The organism is Klebsiella sp. CN_Kp088 (genome assembly GCF_040064335.1).
Taxonomy (GTDB): Bacteria; Pseudomonadota; Gammaproteobacteria; order Enterobacterales; family Enterobacteriaceae; genus Klebsiella; species Klebsiella aerogenes.
In genome coordinates this window covers 107,855-127,842 of sequence record NZ_JBEAIQ010000022.1, presented here as the reverse complement: position 1 = coordinate 127,842, position 19,988 = coordinate 107,855, and the positions used below count along the sequence as shown (strand labels likewise).

The following is a 19,988-nucleotide window of genomic DNA, read 5'->3' as shown; positions in this document are numbered from 1 at the left end:
TTAAAAAAATGAAAACTAACTCTTACTTATACGGGGCACTCGTTGCCCTGGCTTTTTGCGCCCCTGCGGCGGCCGCTGAGACTGTCCATCCGGCCGAGCACGACGATACCAAAACGCCGGAATTAACCACCACCTCCTATCGCTTTTACGGCGAGTTGGGGGTTGGCGGATACATGGATTTAGAAGGCGAGGACAAACATAAATACAGCGATGGCACCTATATCGAGGGCGGGCTGGAGGTCAAAAACGGCCACTGGTTCGGGCTGATTTACGGCGAAGCCTGGACGGTACAGGCCGATAGCCAGGGCAATGCCTGGACGCCGGGCCACAGCTGGGGCGGCGTGGAAGGCGGCCTTAACCGCCTCTATGGCGGCTATAAAACCGATAACAACACCGAGATCATGCTCAGCCTGCGCCAGGACTCGTCGCTGGACGACCTGCAGTGGTGGGGCGACTTTACCCCCGATCTGGGTTACGTGATCCCCAATACCCGCGACATCATGTACGCGCTGAAAGTACAAAACCGCAGCGGCGATTTCCGCTATAGCGTCACCGCCACGCCGGCCGGGCATCACGATGAAAGCAAGGCCTGGCTGCACTTCGGCAAATATGATCGCTATGACGATAAGTACACCTATCCGGCGATGATCAACGGCTACGTACAGTACGACATCGTCAAAGACGTCACCTGGATGAACGGCCTTGAAGTGACCGACGGCACCGGGCAGCTATTCCTGACCGGCGTTCTGTCGCCCAATCTGGCCTTCCGCGCCTGGCACCATACCGGCCGCGCCAAAGGGCTGGATGTCCCCGGCAGCGAAACCGGCTTTATGGCCAGCGCCATGTATGAAGCATTAAGCGGGCTCTACTTCTCCACCGCATACAGCTACGCCAAACACCGTCCGGACCACGCCGCTGATGAAACCACCGCGTTTATGCAATTTGGCATCTGGTACGAATACGGCGGCGGGCGTTTCGCCACCGCCGCCGACAGCCGTTTCTATACCAGCAACGCCAGCGGCGACCCGAGCGACAAAATTTTCCTGATGCAATACTTCTACTGGTAACAAGGAGCCGAGATACCATGAACTTCACCACTACGCTGACGCCGCTGGCCTGCGCGCTGATGCTGAGTTTTTCCGCCCATGCCGTCACCGCGCAGGCGTTTAAAAACGTCATCGACCGCAGCGGCGCGCCGCAGTATATGCAGGATTTCGACGCCGATGACCACCAGCGCTTCAACCCCTTTTTCGACCTCGGGGCGTGGCACGGCCACCTGCTGCCCGACGGCCCGGCGACCATGGGCGGCTTCCCCGGCCCGGCGCTGCTGACCGAAGAGTACATCAACTTTATGGCCACCAACTTCGATCGCCTGACGGTGTATCAGAACGGCAAAAAGGTCGATTTCACCCTGCAGGCCTGGAGCCTGCCGGGCGCGCTGAAACAAACGCTGACCGCCCCCGGCGTGAAGGTGGAGATGACGCTGCGCTTCGCCAGCGCCCACACTTCACTGCTGGAGACCAAAATCACCAGCAACACTCCGCTGAAGCTGGTGTGGGATGGCGAACTGCTGGAAAAACTGGCCGCCAAAGAGGGTAAAGCGCTATCGAACAAAACCATTGATGAAGCCTTCCCGGACTATCAGCGCCGTCTGAGCGCCACGCCCGACGGCCTGACGGTCAGCTTTGGCAAGGTTCGCGCCGCCTCCGACCTGATGACCTCCGGCGAATCGCAGTATCAGATCCACCGTTCGCTGGTAACCGAGACCCGTATCGACGGCCACCGCTTTACCAGCAGCGCGGAGATCCGCGGCTCCACCACCCTCTACACCACCTATTCGCACCTACTCACTGCGGAGCAAGCGCGGCGGGAAAAAGCGCAGATCCGCGATATTCTGGCGCGGCCGGCTTACTATCTCGCCGCCTCCGAACAGCGCTGGGACGGTTATCTGCAAAAAGGGCTCAGCAACCCCGACGCTACCGCCGAACAGACCCGCGTGGCGGTGAAAGCTATTGAGACGCTCAACGGCAACTGGCGCGCGCCGGGCGGCGCGGTGCATTACCACACCGTCACTCCATCCGTGACCGGCCGCTGGTTCTCCGGCAACCAGACCTGGCCGTGGGATACCTGGAAACAGGCCTACGCCATGGCCCACTTCAACCCGGATATCGCCAAAGAGAATATCCGCGCCGTCTTCTCCTGGCAGATTAAAGCCAATGATAAGGTGCGCCCGCAGGATGCCGGATTTGTGCCCGACCTGATTGCCTGGAACATGAGCCCCGAGCGCGGCGGCGACGGCGGCAACTGGAACGAACGCAACACCAAGCCAAGCCTCGCGGCCTGGTCGGTGATGGAGGTGTATAACGTCACCAAAGATAAAGCGTGGCTGGAAGAGATGTATCCGAAGCTGGTGGCCTATCACGACTGGTGGCTGCGCAATCGCGACCATAACGGTAACGGCGTGCCGGAATATGGCGCGACCCGCGATAAGGTGCACAACACCGCCGACGGCGCCATGCTGTTCACGGTGAAAAAAGGGCAAACCGAGCAGACGCTTTCCGGCCTTCGCGCCTACGAACAGGTGACGGCCAAAGGCGATTACGACAGCCTCGAAATTCCGGCGCAGGTAGCGGCGTCGTGGGAGTCCGGGCGCGACGATGCGGCGGTATTTGGTTTTATCGATAAAGAACAGCTGGATAAATACGTCGCCAACGGCGGCAAACGCAGCGACTGGACGGTGAAATTCGCCGAAAACCGCGACCGCGACGGCAACCTGCTGGGGTATTCGCTGCTCCAGGAATCGGTCGATCAGGCCAGCTATATGTACAGCGATAACCACTATCTGGCGCAGATGGCGACCATTCTTGGCAAAGCGGAAGAGGCAAAGCGCTATCAGGCGCTGGCGGCGAAGCTGGCGGATTATATCAATACCTGCATGTTCGACCCGCAGACTCGTTTCTATTACGACATTCGTATCGAAGAACAACCGCTGGCCAACGGCTGCGCCGGTAAACCGATCGTCGAGCGCGGCAAGGGGCCGGAAGGCTGGTCGCCGCTGTTTAACGGCGCGGCGACGCAGCAACATGCTGACGATGTGGTTTCGGTGATGCTCGACCCGAAAGAGTTCAACACCTTTGTGCCGCTGGGTACCGCCGCGCTGACCAACCCGGCCTTTGGCGCCGATATTTACTGGCGTGGACGGGTGTGGGTGGATCAGTTCTGGTTCGGCCTGAAGGGAATGGAGCGCTACGGTCATCGCGATGAGGCGCTGAAGCTGGCGGACGCCTTCTTCCAGCACGCCAAAGGCTTAACCGCCGATGGCCCTATTCAGGAGAACTACAATCCGCTGACCGGCGCCCAGCAGGGGGCGCCTAACTTCTCGTGGAGCGCGGCGCATTTATATATGTTGTATAACGAGTTTTTCCGTAAGCCCTAGCGTTTTCCCCTCACCCTAACCCTCTCCCCACAGGGGAGAGGGAACCTCACACCTGCGGTAACAGGCCGATAAAGCTGCGCTTCTGCCGCGGCTGCGACATCATCTCCTCCAGCTTTTCGACGCAGGCTAAATAGTGCGGCGTCTTCTTATGCGCCAGCACCGCCTCATCGTCTTTATAGGCTTCGTAGATAAAAAAGCGGGTTTTCACCTCGGGATCCTGCAGGACATCAAAGCGCAGGTTGCCTGGTTCCCGCAGCGCGCCCTCGTGGTTGGCGCGAAACACCTCGAGAAACTCATCCACCCGCTCGGGTTTAATATTGATCTCTACCAGCGTCACGTTCATTTCAGCTCTCCCTGTTTCTCTTCCTGCCAGAACTGATACGCTTCGCGCGCGTTCAGATTCTCATGCACCACCTTTTTCACCGCCTTCAGCATCGCGCGCGGGGCGCTGGACTGGAAGATATTGCGCCCCATATCCACCCCGGACGCCCCCTGGTCGATCGCCCGCCAGCACATCTCCAGCGCCTCATGCTCCGGCAGTTTTTTACCGCCGGCGATGACGATCGGCACCGGACAGCTGGCGGTCACTTTTTCAAAGCCTTCCTCAACGAAATAGGTCTTCACAAACTGCGCCCCCATTTCGGCGGCAATCCGGCTGGCCAGCGAGAAGTAGCGCGCGTCGCGGGTCATCTCTTTGCCGACGCCGGTAACCGCCAGTACCGGCATACCGTAGCGATTGCCGGCATCCACCAGTTTGATGATGTTATTGATCGACTGATGTTCGTATTCGCTGCCGATATAGACCTGCGCCGCCACCGCGCAAACGTTGAGACGAAGCGCGTCTTCCATCGCCACCGCCACGCATTCGTTAGAGAGTTCGCTCAAAATCGAATTGCCGCCGGAGGCGCGCAGCACCACCGGCTTATTGGTGGCCGCCGGTACCTGGCTGCGCAGTACGCCGCGGGTACACATCAGCACGTCGGTGTCGGCAAATAGCGGCGCAATCGACAGGTCGATACGCTCAAGCCCGGTCGTTGGCCCCTGGAAGTAACCGTGATCGAAGGCCAGCATCACCGTGCGGTTGCTGTGCGGATTAAAGATGCGCGCCAGCCGTGACTGCATGCCCCAATCCAGTGAACCACAGCCTTTCAGGGTATACAGCGTATTCTGCTGCGGGCGATCGATGCCGAAGTCCTTACCCTCTTTGATATCGTCTAAATCAGCCATCTTTTCCTCCGTCAGAAGTCGTAGTTGTTGATGTTCTCTTTGCTGAACACCACGCGCTCCGGCAGCAGCACGATACCGTTGCCCTTCGCCTCATACTGGTAGCCCTGCACGCTATTCGGTTCGACCTTCAGCGAGCCGATATCTTTCACCTCAACGCTGTCGCCGACGTTAAGATCGCCCTTTTTCAGCAATCGATCGGCGACGTTAACCGCAATTTTGCCCTGCTGAACCACATCCCACAGGCCGAACGCTTTCACCGTGCCGCGCTCAACGTACGGGCGCATCACGTTCGGAGTACTAAAGCCGACGATCGCCACGCCCTGACGCTTGAGGTTCTCCGCCGCCTGCGCCGCCGCCGGCAGCGCATTGGCATCCGGCGCGATAATGGCGTCGAGATCCGGATACGCTTTTAAGATCCCCTCGGCGGTTTGCAGCGATTTGGTGGCATCGTTATAGCCAAACTGGGTGGTGACGATTTGCCACTGCGGATGCTCTTTTTCGATTTTGGCTTTGGCTTCCTTCACCCACTGGTTCTGGTCGGTCACCGTCGGGCTGGAGTAGAAAAACGCGACTTTGGCGGCAGGTTTGCTGACCTGCTTTTCCGCCATCTCGACCAGCAGGCCGCCGAGCTGCTGCGGCGTGCCCTGGTTGATATAGATGCTGCGGCACTCCGGCTTGGTATCGGAATCCCAGGTCAGGACTTTCACCCCGCGCTGCATCGCCCGCTTCAGCGCCGGACACAGGCCGTCCGGCGAGACGGCGGAGACGATAATCGCGTTGTAGCCCTGGTTGACGAAGTTGTTGATAAGCTGCACCTGGCCGGAGACGCTGGGCTCGGTGGGACCGTCATAGGTGACATCCACGCCCAGCGCTTTCCCCGCCTCTTTCGCGCCGTTGCCGCCGCTGGTAAAGAAGCCGACGCCGACCAGCTTAGGAATAAAGGCGATGCGGTCCGCCGCCTGTGCGGTGACTACGCTCATCGCCAGCGCCAGCACGATCAGTTTTAATTTCATTTTATGCTCCGATTGTTTTATGCGAGAAAAGACGCCGCCAGGTCGCGCGCACCCATTCACGGTGCAGGCTCAGCGAACGCCCCATCACCACCACAACCAACAGCGCCCCTGACAGCGCGCTCGACACCTGGTTGGGGATGCCGACCATCTGTAAACCCTGTTGCAGATACCCCACCAGCAATGCCGCCAGCGCGGTACCCAGTATCGATCCCGAGCCGCCGTAAATATTGGCCCCGCCGAGCACCGCCGCGGTCAGCGCCGGCATCAGCAGGTCGCGGCCTAAATCCGAACGCGCCGAGCCGAAATAGGAGACCATCACCAGCGCCGCGACCGCCGAGGCGACGCCAACCAGGCCATACAGCACGTACGGGATGCCGTTCACCGACAGCGCGGCATAGCGCGCGGCGCGCGGGTTTTGCCCGAGTAAAAAGAGGTGGCGGCCAAAGCGCCCGCGATGGGCCAGTAGCCAGAAGAAAAAGGTGATAATCGCGAATAGCACCAGCGGCAGCGGCAGTCCGGCGAGGGTTAAATTGGCGAAGGCGGTGAAGCTATCGGGAAAACCGCCAATCCCCTCGTAACCGGTCGCGCCGGCCATCCCGGAAAGCAACAGCGCGCCGCCGCCGTACAGATATAGCGTACCAAGCGTGATCACCAGCGGGCTGATGCCGGTGTAGTGAATCAGCGCGGCGTTGAATAACCCGCACAGCAGCCCCAAGAGCAACGTCAGCGATACCGCGAGCCACAGCGGCCAGCCCGCCTGGGTCATCACCCCGAGGGCGATGGCGCACAGGCCGATGGTCGAGCCCAACGAAATATCGATCCCGCCGCTGATGATCACCAGCGTCAGCGGCAGCGCGACGATGCCGATGCAGATAAAGTCGCTGGTGCTAAAGAGCAGCATATTGATATCCAGCATGCGCGGATTCAAGGTGCCGAATAGCAGGATTTCCGCGATCAGCAACGCCAGCAGCGCGCTTTCCCAGTTAAGCTTCAGCTTCATTTAAGCCACCTCTTTGCTTTTGCGTTCGGGAAAGCGGGCAACCTGTTTGCTTCCTTTGTTACCTGGCTGAAAACGGCTGTACTTCAGCGCCCGCTGATGGCGGGCCAGCGCCTGACGCAGGCGGCCATCGAGCACCAGCACACCGAGCAGCACCAGGCCGGCGATAAAGTCATTCCACCAGGCGGGAAGGCGGAACAGCACCAGTACGGTGTCAATTTGGGTGAGGAAAAAGGCGCCGAGAAACGCGCCAAGCAGCGTGCCGGTGCCGCCGAGCAGCGAGATCCCGCCCAGCACGCAGGCGGCGATGGCTTTCATCTCCAGGCCGCTGCCGGTCTGATTAGGCACAAAACCAATCTGCGCGGCGAAGACGATCCCGGCGCAGGCCGCCAGCATACCGTTGAGAGTAAAGGCCAGCATCCGCGTGCGGTTGACCGCCACGCCCAGCTGGCGCGCGGCGGCGAGGTTATCGCCAACGGCGTAAAAATCACGACCGAATGCGGTGCGCGACAGCAGCCAGCCGCCTGCCAGCAGCAGCGCCAGCACCAGCCAGCCCAGCGGCGACACGCCGATAAACGCGGGCTCCGAGAGCGATTTCAGGCTGTCGGGCAAGCCTTCGATCCATTTACCACCGGTCCACAGCAACATCACCCCGCGATACAACCCCAGCGTACCGAGCGTCGCGACGATCGCCGGAATGCGCAGTCCCACTACCAGCAGGCCGTTAAAAGCTCCGGCCAGCGCGCCAATCGCCAGCGCGAAGGCGATAGCCGTCGCCAGCCCGTAACCGTTGTTCAGCGCCACGCCGACGGCGATGGCGCACAGCCCAACGGTCGAACCTACCGACACGTCAATATTGCGGGTCAGCATCACCAGCGTCGCGCCCAATGCCAGCAGGCAGAGGATCTGCGAGCTGGCGAAAATCATCGCCAGGGTCTGCAGGCTGAAATAGGCTGGATTGAGCGCCACCAGCACGACAAAGAGCGCCACGATGGCAAAGAAGGCGCTCAGTTCGCGATTCTTCAGTAACGTTTTCATGCCTGTCCTCCGAAGGCCAGGGTCATCATGCGATCCACGGTCACCGCCTGCCGCGCCAGCTCGCCGCTGTAGCGGCCCTGATGCATCACCAGCACCCGGTCGGCAAGGCCGACGAACTCATCCACATCGGAAGAGATCATCAGCACCGCCACGTTTTGCGCGGCAACGCTTTTTAGCAGTTGATAGATATCGGCGCGGGCGGAGACATCCACGCCGCGCGTCGGCTCATCGACAATCAGCAGTAACGGATTAGCTTCCAGACAGCGCGCCAGCAGCACCTTCTGCTGGTTACCGCCAGAGAGAGTGCACACCGGCTGATCGCCATCGGCCAGCTTGATCCCCAGTGCCCGGTGATAGCGTTCAACCACCGCCGCCTCCCGTTTCCCCTGCTGCCACCACGACGGCTGATTGAACATCACCGTGTTCCAGCGCACCGGCGCATCGAGAAACAGCCCCGAGACCTGGCGGTCTTCCGGCAGATAGACCAGCCCGCTGGCCAACCTGGCGCGGGTGCTGTCGCGGCTAATCTCGCGGTTCTCCAGCCAGATTCGCCCGGCGCGCGGTGTACGCAGGCCGTATAAGGTTTCAGCAAATTCGGTGCGCCCGGATCCCACCAACCCGGCCAGACCGACGATCTCTCCGGCGCGGATCTCCAGATTGAGATCGATAAAGCCTTCGCCGGTAAGATCTTCCACCCGCAGCACGGGAAAGTCCTGCGGTTGAGTACGGCGGTTGCCCGGTAGCGACAGCCACAGCTTTTGCGTGTCGCTCAGCGCATGGTCGCGGCTGACCGGCGTCATCGCGTTAATCAGTTGCTCATCGCGGTATGCCGCGGTCTCGCCGCTCAGCACCACCGCGCCGTCGCGCATCACCGAAATATGGCTGGCAAGCTGGCGGATTTCGGGCAATTTGTGTGAGATAAAGACGATCCCAACGTCCAGCGCCTGTAACGCGCGGATCTGGCTAAACAGTCTCTCAGTTTCACCCGGCGTTAAAGAGGCGGTGGGTTCATCCAGGATCAGGATCCAGGCCTCGCGCATCAGCCCGCGCAGGATCTCGACCATCTGTTGATCGGCTACCTCGAGCGTGCTGGCGCTGGCGTCGAGGTTGATCTGGCAGTTCAACTGCTGCAGTTTGTCCTGCAACCGCGCGGCGGTATCCGCCCGCTTCGGCAGGCGGAAAAGAATGTTCTCGCGCACGCTGAGGTTGGGAAACAGCATCGGCTCCTGCGGCACCAAATAGATGCCTAACTGATGAGCCAGCGCCGGATTGAGGCGCGCAAACGCGCGTTCGCCGATCGTCAGTTCACCGCTATCCGGCGTTTCGACGCCGGCGATGATCTTCATCAGCGTCGATTTACCCGCGCCGTTGCCGCCCATCAGCGCATGCACCTGGCCCGCGCCTAGCGTGAAATCAATGCCCTTGAGCACCGCAACGCCGGAGAACTGTTTGCAAATCTGGCGAGCTTCAAGCAGTGGCTTCATCATCGCGCCTCGATTGAACAAATGATTTTTAAATTTAATAATGTTCAAAAGCGTAGACGGTGAACTATATTTACAACCGTGCGAAGATCACACTTTGGTGCTTTAGATCATCAGGAAAAAATAGGCCAGCGATGAAAGATCCGTTTTGCCAGTCGGCTCACACTTTCCGATCACGCAATAGCGAACATATGATCTAAATTTTTATAAGAGTTCAATTTATGAGCGAAAAACGCATTACGGAAGAGAACCGCTACGCCGGGTTGGCGTTAGCCGAGGAAGAGCTGGTGGCGCGGGTGGCGTGGTGCTACTACCACGACGGCCTGACGCAAAATGACATCGGCGAGCGTTTGGGGCTGCCGCGGCTGAAGATTTCCCGTCTGCTGGAGAAAGGCCGCCAGTCCGGGGTGATCCGCGTGCAGATCAACTCGCGCTATGAGGGCTGTCTGGCGCTGGAAAGTGAACTCCAGCAGCGTTTTGGCCTCAAGATTGCCCGCGTTCTGCCGGCGCTCAACACCCCGCCGATGAATACCCGGCTGGGTATCGGCGCGGCGCAGTCGCTGATGGGCATTCTGCAACCGGGGCAATTATTGGCAGTCGGTTTCGGCGAAGCCACCATGAGCTGCCTGCAGCATCTCAGCGGCTTTATCGGCTCGCAGCAGGTGCGGCTGGTGACCCTCTCCGGCGGCGTCGGCCCCTATATGACCGGCATCGGCCAGCTTGATGCCGCCTGCAGCGTCAGCATTATTCCGGCGCCGCTGCGGGTCTCTTCGGCGGAGGTCGCCGAGATCCTGCGCCGCGAGTCGAGCGTGCGCGACGTGATGCTGGCGGCGACGGCGGCGGACGCGGCGGTGGTTGGCATTGGCGCCATCGATCAGCGGCGCGACGCCACTATTTTACGCTCCGGCTATATCAGCGAGGGCGAACAGCTGATGTACGCGCGCAAAGGCGCGGTCGGCGACATTTTAGGTTATTTCCTGCAGGCCGACGGCCGGCCGGTAGAAGGACTGGAGATCCATCGGGAACTGCTCGGCATAACCCTTGATGAGCTGGCGCAGCTGCCAACCATTGTCGGCGTCGCCGGGGGAGAACAAAAAGCGCAGGCGATTCATGCCGCTCTGATTGGCAAGCGCATTAATGGCCTGGTAACGGAAGAGACAACAGCACGCGCGGTGCTCGCACTGGCCTCCTGACGGCCTGGCGCCGCGCGACAACAGCGAGGCGCATGTCATGAGTTACCTGTTAGCGTTAGATGCCGGGACCGGCAGCATTCGGGCGGTCATTTTCGATCTTAATGGGCGCCAGCTGGCGGTAGGCCAGGCCGAATGGAAACACCTGAGCGTCGATAACGTCCCCGGCTCGATGGAGTTCGACCTTACCACCAACTGGCAGCTGGCCTGCCAGTGCATTCGCCAGGCGCTCGATGCCGCCCGGCTCTCTGCCGCCGATATTCAGTCCGTCGCCTGCTGTTCGATGCGCGAAGGGATCGTCCTCTATGACCGCGACGGCGAGGCCATCTGGGCCTGCGCCAACGTCGATGCCCGCGCCAGCCGCGAAGTGGCGGAGCTTAAGGAGATCCACGACTATCGTTTTGAATCCGAGGTATACGAGGTCTCGGGACAAACCCTGGCGCTTAGCGCCATGCCGCGCCTGCTGTGGCTGGCGCACCACCGCCCCGATATCTACCGCAAAGCGGCAACCATCACCATGATCAGCGACTGGCTGGCGGCGAAGCTATCCGGCGAGCTGGCGGTCGACCCGTCAAACGCCGGCACCACCGGCATGCTCGACCTGTTCAGCCGCGACTGGCGTCCGGCGCTGCTGGATATGGCCGGGCTGCGCGCCGATATGCTGTCGCCGGTCAAAGAGACCGGTACCCTGCTGGGCGCCGTCACCGAAACGGCGGCACAGCAGAGCGGCCTGCGCGCCGGGACGCCGGTAGTGATGGGCGGCGGCGACGTCCAGCTCGGCTGCCTGGGCCTTGGGGTGGTGCGCGCCGGGCAAACTGCAGTACTCGGCGGCACTTTCTGGCAGCAGGTGGTCAACCTGCCGCAGGTGCGTACCGATCCGCAGATGAATATTCGTGTTAATCCTCATGTCATTCCCGGCATGGCGCAGGCGGAATCGATCAGCTTCTTTACCGGGCTGACCATGCGCTGGTTCCGCGACGCCTTCTGCGCTGAAGAAAAACTGATTGCCGAGCGGCTCGGCGTTGATGCCTATTCACTACTGGAAGAGATGGCCAGCCGCGTGCCAGCCGGTTCCCATGGCGTGATGCCTATTTTTTCCGACGCCATGCACTTTAAGCAGTGGTACCACGCCGCGCCGTCGTTTATTAACCTCTCCATCGATCCGGAGAAGTGCAACAAAGCGACCCTGTTCCGCGCGCTGGAGGAGAACGCGGCGATTGTCTCCGCCTGCAACCTGGCGCAGATTTCACAGTTCTCCGGGGTGACATTCGAGAGCCTGGTGTTTGCCGGCGGCGGCTCTAAAGGCGCGCTGTGGAGCCAGATCCTCAGCGACGTCATCGGCCTGCCGGTGCGGGTGCCGGTGGTCCGCGAAGCCACCGCTCTGGGCTGCGCCATCGCCGCCGGAACCGGCGCCGGACTGTATGGCGATATGGCCAGTACAGGAGAACGGTTAGTGAGCTGGCACCGCGAGTTCACCCCAAATCCGCAGCATCGCGAGCTGTATCAGGAGATGATGAGCAAGTGGCAGACGGTGTACGCCGATCAGCTTGGCCTTGTCGATAGCGGGCTGACAACATCGATGTGGCAGGCACCGGGCCTGGAGCGCCGCCAGCGCGTAGCGTCTTCCCCGTCACCCTAACCACCGGTACCGATCCGCCTTTCCCCCTCTCCCTTTGGGAGAGGGCCGGGGTGAGGGACAACGATTTCCGTTCTTTGAATCCCATCACAATCACCGCACTCCCCTTTTCCCTTTTTCTCCGCGACGGCTAAATTAGTAACTCATCCGACCACATAACAATAATTTTACATTGGAAGCCACTATGAGCCGCTATCCGTCGCTTTTCGCCCCGCTTGAGCTGGGCTTCACAACGCTCAAAAACCGCGTGTTGATGGGCTCAATGCACACCGGGCTGGAAGAGCTGCCGGACGGCGCACAGCGGCTGGCGGCCTTTTACGCCGAACGCGCCCGTCACGGCGTGGCGCTGATCGTCACCGGCGGCATCGCTCCGGCGCCCTCTGGCGTCACCATGGCCGGCGGCGCGCTACTCAACGATGCCAGCCATCTGGCCCACCATCGCCATATTACCGACGCGGTACATCAGGAAGGCGGCAAAATCGCCCTGCAGATCCTGCACACCGGGCGCTACAGCTACCAGCCCGCGCTAGTAGCCCCTTCGGCGCTACAGGCGCCGATTAATCGTTTTACACCCCATGAACTGAGCCACGATGAGATCCTGACGCTGATCGATGATTTTGCCCACTGCGCCCAACTGGCGCGTGAAGCGGGATATGACGGCGTCGAAGTGATGGGCTCTGAGGGCTATCTGATTAACGAATTTCTCGCCGCGCGCACCAACCAGCGCGACGACCAATGGGGCGGCGATTATGTCAGGCGCATGCGTTTCGCCGTAGAGGTGGTTAAGGCGGTACGCCAGCGCGCCGGCCACGATTTCATTATCATCTACCGTCTGTCGATGCTCGATCTGGTCAACGACGGCAGCACGCTGGCGGAAGTCACCGAACTGGCCAAAGCGATTGAAGCGGCGGGGGCGACAATTATCAACACCGGGATTGGCTGGCACGAAGCGCGCATTCCGACCATCGCCACGCCGGTACCGCGCGGAGCTTTCAGTTGGGTCACCCGCAAGCTGAAAGGCGCGGTGTCGATCCCGTTGATCACCACCAACCGCATCAACGATCCGCAGGTCGCGGAGGATATTCTCGCCCGCGGCGATGCCGATATGGTATCGATGGCCCGCCCGTTCCTCGCCGACGCCGAATTTATGTCGAAAGCGCAGCGCGATCGCGCCAGGGAGATCAATACCTGCATCGGTTGCAACCAGGCGTGTCTCGATCGGATCTTCGCCGGCAAAGTCACCTCTTGTCTGGTCAACCCGCGCGCCTGTCATGAAACCCTGATGACGGTCCTGCCTGCCAACGCGCCTAAACGGCTGGCGGTGGTCGGCGCCGGGCCGGCCGGTCTGGCCTTCTCCGTTAACGCCGCCGCCCGCGGTCATCATGTCACGTTGTTCGATGCGCTCCCGGAGATCGGCGGCCAGTTTAATATCGCCAAACAGATCCCCGGCAAAGAGGAGTTTCACGAGACGTTGCGTTACTACCGCACCATGCTCGATCTTCATGGTGTCGATCTACGCCTGAACACCCGCGTCACGACAGACGATCTGCTGGCGTTCGATGAGACGATCCTCGCCACCGGTATCGCCCCGCGCCTGCCGGCGATCGACGGGATCGATCATCCCAAAGTGCTGAGCTACCTTAATGTCTTGCGTGATAAAGCGCCGGTTGGCGCGAAGGTGGCGATTATCGGCTGCGGCGGCATCGGCTTCGACACCGCGATGTATTTAAGCCAGTCGGGCGCGGCCACCAGCCTGGATATCGGCGAGTTCTGCCGCGAATGGGGTATCGATACCAGCCTGCAAACGGCGGGAGGGCTGAGTCCTGAGGGCCCACAGCTGAGTAAAAGCCCGCGACAGATTGTGATGCTACAGCGCAAAGCCAGCAAACCGGGCGAAGGGCTCGGCAAAACCACCGGTTGGATCCACCGCGTGACGCTGCTGGCGCGCGGCGTGAAAATGATCCCGGCGGTCAGCTATGAAAAGATCGATGATGAAGGGTTACATGTCACTATCGGCGGCGAGCGCCAACTGTTGGCGGTCGATCAGGTGGTGATCTGCGCCGGTCAGGAACCGCGCCGCGAGCTGGCGGATCCGCTGCGCGCGGCGGGGAAAACGGTACATCTCATCGGCGGTTGCGACGTGGCGGCGGAGCTGGATGCGCGCCGGGCGATTGCCCAGGGCACAAAACTGGCGCTGGCGATTTAGCCCTGTCCCGGGGGCGGCGCGATGCGCCTTCCCCGGGCTACCACGATAATCCCGAACGGTTGCCCGGCTAAGGCGACAGTCGGTAGCCCGGCTAAGGCGACAGCCGCAAGCCGGGGGGAAACAACAACAAGAATCAGCGCTGCTTACGCACCTTCGTTGCTTTCAAAATGACAAACTTATTGTTCGTCGCAATCGTCGTGCAATTACCAAAAGCGCGCTTCAGCTTACGGAAGTAATCGAGGTGGCGGTTGCCGACGACGTACAGCTCGCCGCCGTATTTCAGGCTGCGGCGGGCATCGTTAAACATCTGCCAGGCGATATGGTCGGTAATAGCGTGCTGCTGATGGAACGGCGGATTACACAGAATCGCCGTAAAGCGGTCGGGCGCTATGCCGGAAAGCGAATTGTTGACCATGAATTCACAGCGTGCGATATCTTCCGGCAGGTTGCGCTCGACGTTCAAACGGCTGGAAGCCACCGCCATGTGCGACTCATCGGTGAACATCACGCTGGCGTTTGGATTTTGCGCCAGCGCCTGCAGGCCAATCACCCCATTGCCGCAGCCGAGATCGGCGATCTCGCCTTCTAAATCAGACGGTAAGTGCTGAAGGAAGAAACGCGCGCCGATGTCCAGGCCGCTGCGGGCAAAAACGTTGGCGTGGTTATGGATGGTCCACGGCGTACCGTCCAGCTTCCAGCTGTAGGTTTGCGGCGCATCGGCAAGCTTGGGGGCCGTGAAAACGCAGTGGATCAGACGCGCTTTTTTCCACGCCAGCGAGGTGGTGGTAGTGCCGAGGATTTTTTCAAACAGCGCCAGCGTCGAGTTGTGCACATCTCGGGCTTTCGCCGCGGCGATAATGCGGGTTTCCGGCGTCACCACTTCGCGCAGCGCGCGCAGTTGCTGTTCCAGCAGCGCCAGCTGTTTTGGCACCTTAATCAGCACCAGCGCCGGCGCGGCCGGCAGCGGGCTCAGGCTATCCTGAAAGCGCACGCTCTCTTCATCGATACCGTTCATCCGCAGGTTGTGGCGGGTCGCCAGCTCGGAAATAAAGGAATCGTTGATGCTGGCCGGGTTGCGCTCCGCCAGCGCGCAGGAGAGCGCGCCGAAGCCGTCGTTGAAGATGAGCGTCAGGCCGTCGACGTCATTCACCTGTTGCAGCAGATATTCATCCGCCGCTTCCCATGCCTGAAGCGCTTCTTCTTCAGCGTTAGGTGGGAACCGCTCTAATGTGAATAACTCACCGTTTAACTCTACCTGGCTCATCGCCCCTCCGAAATGCTAAAATTCGCGCGTGTTATCGCTCAATTCTCCGGAGAAGTAAACTTTTTTCACCATGAACACGCTACCTTACCTTCAGGGCTACCCCGAATCGCTGCTGTCGCAGGTGACCACCTTAATCGAGCAAGACCGTCTCGGCGAGGTGCTGCAAAAGCGCTATCCGCAGGGGCATGATGTCAACAGTGATAAGGCGTTATATCAATACACCCAGGATCTGAAGGCCCGCTATCTGCGCGGGGCGGCGCCAATCAATAAGGTGATGTACGACAGTAAAATCCACGTGCTGAAGAACGCGCTTGGTCTGCATACCGCCATTTCCCGCGTTCAGGGAGGCAAACTGAAAGCCAAAGCGGAAATCCGCGTAGCGACGGTGTTTCGCGACGCGCCGGAAGCGTTTCTGCGCATGATCGTGGTTCATGAACTGGCGCACTTAAAAGAGAAGGATCACAACAAAGCCTTCTATCAGCTGTGCTGTCATATGGAGCCGCAGTATCACCAGTTAGAGTTCGATACCCGCCTGTGGCTGACGCACCTTTCGTTAAACCGTTCTGCGTGATAGCGCACTCGTTTTGTCATCATGGCGTGCTAGAGTGACGAAAGGTCCCCTTTAACGGAGTTCGTCAACGTTTATGATACGTTTCGCAGTTGTTGGCACAAACTGGATTACTAAGCAGTTTGTCGATGCCGCCCATGAAACCGGTAAATTTAAACTCACCGCGATTTATTCCCGCAGCCTTGAACAGGCGCAAGCTTTCGCTAATGACTACCCGGTAGAGCATCTGTTTACCTCGCTCGATGAACTGGCGCAGAGCCCTGACGTTGACGCGGTCTATATTGCCAGCCCGAACTCGCTGCACTTCCCGCAAACTCGCCTGTTCCTGAGCCATAAAAAGCACGTGATTTGCGAAAAGCCGCTGGCATCGAACCTGCAAGAGGTTGAAGCGGCGATTGCCGTGGCTAAAGAAAACAACGTGGTGCTGTTTGAAGCGTTCAAAACCGCCAGCCTGCCCAACTTCCTGCTGCTGCGCGAAGCGCTCGATAAAGTGGGCAAATTACGTAAAGCCTTCATCAACTACTGTCAGTACTCTTCACGTTACCAGCGCTATCTCGACGGCGAAAATCCAAATACCTTCAACCCAGCCTTTTCCAATGGCTCGATTATGGATATCGGTTTTTACTGCCTCGCCTCGGCGGTCGCGCTGTGGGGCGAACCGCAAGCGGTCCATGCCAGCGCCAGCCTGCTGGCAAGCGGTGTTGATGGCCAGGGCACGGTAGTGCTGAGTTACGGCGATTTCGATGTCACCCTGCACCACTCGAAGGTCAGCGACTCCACTATCCCTAGCGAAATCCAGGGTGAAGAAGGCGCGTTGGTGATTGAGAAAATCTCCGAATGCCAGAAGGTGGCCTTTATTCCACGCGGCGGAAAAGCGCAGGATCTCACCCAGCCTCAGCACATCAATACTATGCTGTATGAAGCGGAAGCGTTCGCGCGGCTGGTGGAAACCAACGACGTCGCTCATCCAGGGCTTGAAGTCAGCCGCATTACGGCAAAACTGCTTAGCGAAATCCGTCGCCAGACCGGCGTGGTCTTCCCGGCGGATACTCAGCCTGTGGAGTAAAGGAGTGTAAATGGGCCCTCGACCTCCATTGACGCCCTTTATAACTTGTAATACTTTGTTACGTGCAAAGGGGAGTAACTTCCTGGCCGGTCGATCGTCATTACGATGCGTGCAAAACCGCATCCGGTCGCCGGGCAACAAGATCAAGGATCCATGTCCGCTCTTGTTGTAAGTGAGACCTTGCCGGAAGGCGAGGTCTATGCATAAAAGCGCAGCGGCTGCCGTCTTTCGACGACAGCCGTTTTGTTTTTATGTAAGGAATAACGCAATGAATAGTGTCGGCACGCCGTTGTTATGGGGCGGATTCGCTGTAGTCGTGGTCATCATGCTGGCGATCGATTTACTGCTTCAGGGAAGGCGCGGTGCGCATACCATGACCATGAAGCAGGCCGCCGGTTGGTCCATCCTGTGGGTCACCCTCTCCCTGCTGTTTAACGCCGCTTTCTGGTGGTATTTGGTGCAAACGCAGGGCCGCGCCGTCGCCGATCCGCAGGCGTTAGCCTTCCTCACCGGTTATCTGATCGAAAAATCACTGGCGGTCGATAACGTCTTCGTCTGGCTAATGCTCTTTAGCTACTTTGCCGTGCCGCCAGCGCTACAGCGCCGGGTACTGGTGTATGGCGTCCTCGGGGCGATTGTCCTGCGTACCATTATGATCTTCACCGGCAGCTGGCTGATTTCGCAGTTCGAATGGCTACTGTACGTGTTCGGCGCGTTCCTGCTGTTTACCGGGGTGAAAATGGCGCTGGCGAAAGAAGATGATTCCGGGATCGGCGATAAGCCGCTGGTGCGTTGGATCCGCAGCCATCTGCGGATGACGGATAAAATCGAGAGCGAGCGCTTTTTCACCCGTAAAAATGGCGTACTGTTCGCCACGCCGCTGCTGCTGGTGCTGATCCTGGTTGAGCTGAGCGACGTGATTTTCGCCGTTGATAGCATCCCGGCAATTTTCGCGGTGACCACCGACCCGTTTATCGTGCTGACCTCTAACCTGTTTGCGATTCTCGGCCTGCGTGCGATGTACTTCCTGTTGGCGGGCGTAGCCGAACGCTTCTCGATGCTGAAATATGGTCTGTCGGTGATCCTGGTGTTTATCGGTATCAAGATGCTAATCGTCGATTTCTACCACATTCCGATCGCCGTTTCCCTCGGCGTGGTGGGCGGTATCCTGGCGGCGACGCTGCTGATTAACGCCTGGGTGAACAAACAGAACGATAAGAAGAAACAGCTGCAATAACCCCCTGTTCCCGGCCAGATATCGCGTATCTGGCCGGGATACGCCGCCCTGCGTTAGCTTTCCCGCGCATAATTTTTATCCATGTCACAAAAACGTTAATATATAGTTAAAAAATAAGATCGGCGTGCAAGAAACAGTAGAATACGCTTCCTACCTCGCGTTCTTTCCGTATACTCGACCATGCAAACATTCATTTACATCCGGACATAAACGTAACAAATAATACGTCGCCGGGATGGACTGCTACATCACTGGAAGGAATGATTTATGACAACACAAAACCGCCCGTCGGGGCTGCTGCAGCGCCTGGCGCAGGGCAGTCTGGTGAAACAAATCCTGTTGGGACTGGTACTTGGCGTGGTACTGGCGCTGGTCTCGAAACCGGCCGCTATCGCGGTCGGGCTGCTGGGAACGCTGTTCGTCGGCGCGCTGAAAGCCGTCGCGCCGGTGCTGGTATTAATGCTGGTGATGGCGTCGATCGCAAACCATCAGCACGGACAAAAAACCAGTATCCGCCCGATTCTGTTTCTCTATCTGCTGGGGACCTTCAGCGCGGCGCTCACCGCGGTGCTGTTTAGCTTTGTTTTCCCTTCTACGCTGCATCTGACCAGCGCGGCGGACAGCATCACCCCGCCATCGGGGATTGTAGAGGTGCTACGCGGGCTGCTGATGAGCATGGTGGCTAACCCTATCGACGCGCTGCTGAACGCCAACTATATCGGTATTCTGGTGTGGGCGGTGGGGCTGGGCTTCGCGCTGCGCCACGGTAACGACAGCACTAAAAACCTGATTAACGACGTTTCGCACGCGGTGACCTTTATCGTCAAGCTGGTGATCCGCTTTGCGCCGCTGGGTATTTTTGGCCTGGTCTCCTCAACGCTGGCGACGACCGGTTTCGATACCCTGTGGGGCTACGCCCAGTTGCTGCTGGTGCTGGTCGGCTGCATGCTGCTGGTGGCGCTGGTGATTAACCCGCTGCTGGTATTCTGGAAAATCCGCCGTAACCCGTATCCGCTGGTGCTGACCTGCCTGCGTGAAAGCGGCGTCTACGCCTTCTTTACCCGCAGCTCCGCCGCCAACATTCCGGTGAATATGGCGCTGTGCGAGAAGCTGAATCTGGATCGCGATACCTATTCGGTATCTATTCCGCTGGGGGCGACCATCAATATGGCGGGCGCGGCGATTACTATCACCGTGCTGACGCTGGCGGCGGTGCATACGTTGAATATTCCGGTGGATCTACCGACGGCGCTGCTGCTGAGCGTAGTGGCCTCGCTGTGCGCCTGCGGCGCTTCCGGGGTGGCAGGCGGTTCGCTGCTGCTGATCCCGCTGGCCTGTAACATGTTCGGTATTCCGAACGATGTCGCCATGCAGGTCGTCGCCGTCGGCTTTATTATCGGCGTGCTGCAGGATTCCTGCGAAACGGCGCTCAACTCGTCAACCGATGCGCTGTTCACCGCCGCGGCCTGTATGGCCGAAGACGAACAGCTGGCGAAGAACGCCCTGCGTAGTTAGCGTATTGTCGGATGGCGCTACGCTTATCCGACCTACGGTACGTGCGGCCTGCCTTTATTTTATTCACCATGCTGGCTGAAACTGCCGGTGTTGGTGGCCTCAAAATCGCTGAGA

16 protein-coding genes are annotated in these 19,988 nt (G+C 59.5%); 9 read left to right on the top strand and 7 right to left on the bottom strand.

Annotated features, from left to right (window positions below):
- The first annotated feature begins 8 nt into the window (after positions 1 to 8).
- Positions 9 to 1,067 (top strand): protein YgjJ, encoded by a 1,059-nt coding sequence (gene ygjJ, locus ABLV08_RS12620; RefSeq protein WP_020317097.1) that lies wholly within the window; start codon positions 9 to 11, stop codon positions 1,065 to 1,067.
- Between the two features lie 17 nt (positions 1,068 to 1,084).
- The gene (gene ygjK, locus ABLV08_RS12615; RefSeq protein ID WP_348855906.1) at positions 1,085 to 3,436 is read left to right on the top strand and encodes an alpha-glucosidase; all 2,352 of its coding nucleotides are present in this window, start codon (positions 1,085 to 1,087) and stop codon (positions 3,434 to 3,436) included.
- Between the two features lie 46 nt (positions 3,437 to 3,482).
- Here ygjK and lsrG read toward each other — a convergent pair whose 3' ends face one another.
- Genes lsrG through lsrA form a run of 6 tightly spaced genes read right to left on the bottom strand, consistent with a single transcriptional unit; the run spans position 3,483 to position 9,195 of the window.
- Positions 3,483 to 3,779: a (4S)-4-hydroxy-5-phosphonooxypentane-2,3-dione isomerase gene (lsrG, locus tag ABLV08_RS12610; RefSeq protein ID WP_004181386.1), complete on the bottom strand. Its 297-nt coding sequence runs from the start codon at positions 3,777 to 3,779 to the stop codon at positions 3,483 to 3,485.
- Positions 3,776 to 4,663: a 3-hydroxy-5-phosphonooxypentane-2,4-dione thiolase gene (lsrF, locus tag ABLV08_RS12605; protein ID WP_002917724.1), complete on the bottom strand. Its 888-nt coding sequence runs from the start codon at positions 4,661 to 4,663 to the stop codon at positions 3,776 to 3,778. The genes lsrG and lsrF overlap by 4 nt, the downstream gene beginning before the upstream one ends.
- A gap of 11 nt (positions 4,664 to 4,674) precedes the next feature.
- Positions 4,675 to 5,676 (bottom strand): autoinducer 2 ABC transporter substrate-binding protein LsrB, encoded by a 1,002-nt coding sequence (gene lsrB, locus ABLV08_RS12600; protein WP_004144833.1) that lies wholly within the window; start codon positions 5,674 to 5,676, stop codon positions 4,675 to 4,677.
- A 1-nt stretch (position 5,677) separates the two neighbouring features.
- Positions 5,678 to 6,676, bottom strand: coding sequence for an autoinducer 2 ABC transporter permease LsrD (gene lsrD, locus ABLV08_RS12595; protein ID WP_015703557.1), 999 nt, complete (start codon positions 6,674 to 6,676; stop codon positions 5,678 to 5,680).
- A complete protein-coding gene (gene lsrC, locus ABLV08_RS12590; protein WP_012967197.1) occupies positions 6,677 to 7,711 on the bottom strand; it encodes an autoinducer 2 ABC transporter permease LsrC in 1,035 nt (344 codons plus the stop codon).
- Positions 7,708 to 9,195 carry an autoinducer 2 ABC transporter ATP-binding protein LsrA gene (gene lsrA, locus ABLV08_RS12585; protein WP_348855942.1) on the bottom strand — a complete coding sequence of 496 codons (1,488 nt, stop codon included), beginning with the start codon at positions 9,193 to 9,195 and terminating at the stop codon, positions 7,708 to 7,710. Before lsrA ends, lsrC begins: the two co-directional genes overlap by 4 nt.
- A 218-nt stretch (positions 9,196 to 9,413) precedes the next feature.
- On the opposite strand from lsrA, the gene lsrR reads away from it, so the two are divergent.
- From lsrR to ABLV08_RS12570, 3 genes are all read left to right on the top strand, one after another.
- The gene (gene lsrR, locus ABLV08_RS12580) at positions 9,414 to 10,385 is read left to right on the top strand and encodes a transcriptional regulator LsrR (protein WP_020077877.1); all 972 of its coding nucleotides are present in this window, start codon (positions 9,414 to 9,416) and stop codon (positions 10,383 to 10,385) included.
- Between the two features lie 37 nt (positions 10,386 to 10,422).
- Positions 10,423 to 12,021 carry an autoinducer-2 kinase gene (gene lsrK, locus ABLV08_RS12575; protein WP_032712563.1) on the top strand — a complete coding sequence of 533 codons (1,599 nt, stop codon included), beginning with the start codon at positions 10,423 to 10,425 and terminating at the stop codon, positions 12,019 to 12,021.
- A 181-nt stretch (positions 12,022 to 12,202) separates the two neighbouring features.
- Entirely contained in the window at positions 12,203 to 14,224 is a 2,022-nt protein-coding gene (locus ABLV08_RS12570) for an NADPH-dependent 2,4-dienoyl-CoA reductase (RefSeq protein WP_348855905.1), read from the top strand.
- A gap of 133 nt (positions 14,225 to 14,357) precedes the next feature.
- Here ABLV08_RS12570 and rlmG read toward each other — a convergent pair whose 3' ends face one another.
- Entirely contained in the window at positions 14,358 to 15,488 is a 1,131-nt protein-coding gene (gene rlmG / locus ABLV08_RS12565) for a 23S rRNA (guanine(1835)-N(2))-methyltransferase RlmG (protein WP_348855904.1), read from the bottom strand.
- Positions 15,489 to 15,558: 70 nt separating this feature from the next.
- On the opposite strand from rlmG, the gene ABLV08_RS12560 reads away from it, so the two are divergent.
- The 4 genes from ABLV08_RS12560 to sstT all read left to right on the top strand — a co-directional run bounded on the left by ABLV08_RS12560 (position 15,559) and on the right by sstT (position 19,874).
- Complete coding sequence (locus ABLV08_RS12560; protein ID WP_015369584.1) at positions 15,559 to 16,059, top strand: M48 family metallopeptidase; 501 nt, start codon at positions 15,559 to 15,561, stop codon at positions 16,057 to 16,059.
- A gap of 73 nt (positions 16,060 to 16,132) precedes the next feature.
- Positions 16,133 to 17,122: a Gfo/Idh/MocA family oxidoreductase gene (locus ABLV08_RS12555; RefSeq protein WP_047740283.1), complete on the top strand. Its 990-nt coding sequence runs from the start codon at positions 16,133 to 16,135 to the stop codon at positions 17,120 to 17,122.
- 268 nt (positions 17,123 to 17,390) lie between these two features.
- On the top strand, positions 17,391 to 18,359 hold the full coding sequence (locus tag ABLV08_RS12550) for a TerC family protein (RefSeq protein WP_020077873.1): 969 nt from the start codon (positions 17,391 to 17,393) through the stop codon (positions 18,357 to 18,359).
- A 267-nt stretch (positions 18,360 to 18,626) separates the two neighbouring features.
- On the top strand, positions 18,627 to 19,874 hold the full coding sequence (sstT, locus tag ABLV08_RS12545) for a serine/threonine transporter SstT (RefSeq protein WP_117025451.1): 1,248 nt from the start codon (positions 18,627 to 18,629) through the stop codon (positions 19,872 to 19,874).
- Positions 19,875 to 19,988 lie beyond the last annotated feature (114 nt).

Bases quoted from the DNA above. Each gene is read 5' to 3' on its own strand.
- ygjJ (WP_020317097.1), top strand. From the start codon at position 9: ATGAAAACTAACTCTTACTTATACGGGGCACTCGTTGCCCTGGCTTTT.
- ygjK (WP_348855906.1), top strand. From the start codon at position 1,085: ATGAACTTCACCACTACGCTGACGCCGCTGGCCTGCGCGCTGATGCTG.
- lsrG (WP_004181386.1), bottom strand. From the start codon at position 3,779: ATGAACGTGACGCTGGTAGAGATCAATATTAAACCCGAGCGGGTGGAT.
- lsrF (WP_002917724.1), bottom strand. From the start codon at position 4,663: ATGGCTGATTTAGACGATATCAAAGAGGGTAAGGACTTCGGCATCGAT.
- lsrB (WP_004144833.1), bottom strand. From the start codon at position 5,676: ATGAAATTAAAACTGATCGTGCTGGCGCTGGCGATGAGCGTAGTCACC.
- lsrD (WP_015703557.1), bottom strand. From the start codon at position 6,676: ATGAAGCTGAAGCTTAACTGGGAAAGCGCGCTGCTGGCGTTGCTGATC.
- lsrC (WP_012967197.1), bottom strand. From the start codon at position 7,711: ATGAAAACGTTACTGAAGAATCGCGAACTGAGCGCCTTCTTTGCCATC.
- lsrA (WP_348855942.1), bottom strand. From the start codon at position 9,195: ATGAAGCCACTGCTTGAAGCTCGCCAGATTTGCAAACAGTTCTCCGGC.
- lsrR (WP_020077877.1), top strand. From the start codon at position 9,414: ATGAGCGAAAAACGCATTACGGAAGAGAACCGCTACGCCGGGTTGGCG.
- lsrK (WP_032712563.1), top strand. From the start codon at position 10,423: ATGAGTTACCTGTTAGCGTTAGATGCCGGGACCGGCAGCATTCGGGCG.
- ABLV08_RS12570 (WP_348855905.1), top strand. From the start codon at position 12,203: ATGAGCCGCTATCCGTCGCTTTTCGCCCCGCTTGAGCTGGGCTTCACA.
- rlmG (WP_348855904.1), bottom strand. From the start codon at position 15,488: ATGAGCCAGGTAGAGTTAAACGGTGAGTTATTCACATTAGAGCGGTTC.
- ABLV08_RS12560 (WP_015369584.1), top strand. From the start codon at position 15,559: ATGAACACGCTACCTTACCTTCAGGGCTACCCCGAATCGCTGCTGTCG.
- ABLV08_RS12555 (WP_047740283.1), top strand. From the start codon at position 16,133: ATGATACGTTTCGCAGTTGTTGGCACAAACTGGATTACTAAGCAGTTT.
- ABLV08_RS12550 (WP_020077873.1), top strand. From the start codon at position 17,391: ATGAATAGTGTCGGCACGCCGTTGTTATGGGGCGGATTCGCTGTAGTC.
- sstT (WP_117025451.1), top strand. From the start codon at position 18,627: ATGACAACACAAAACCGCCCGTCGGGGCTGCTGCAGCGCCTGGCGCAG.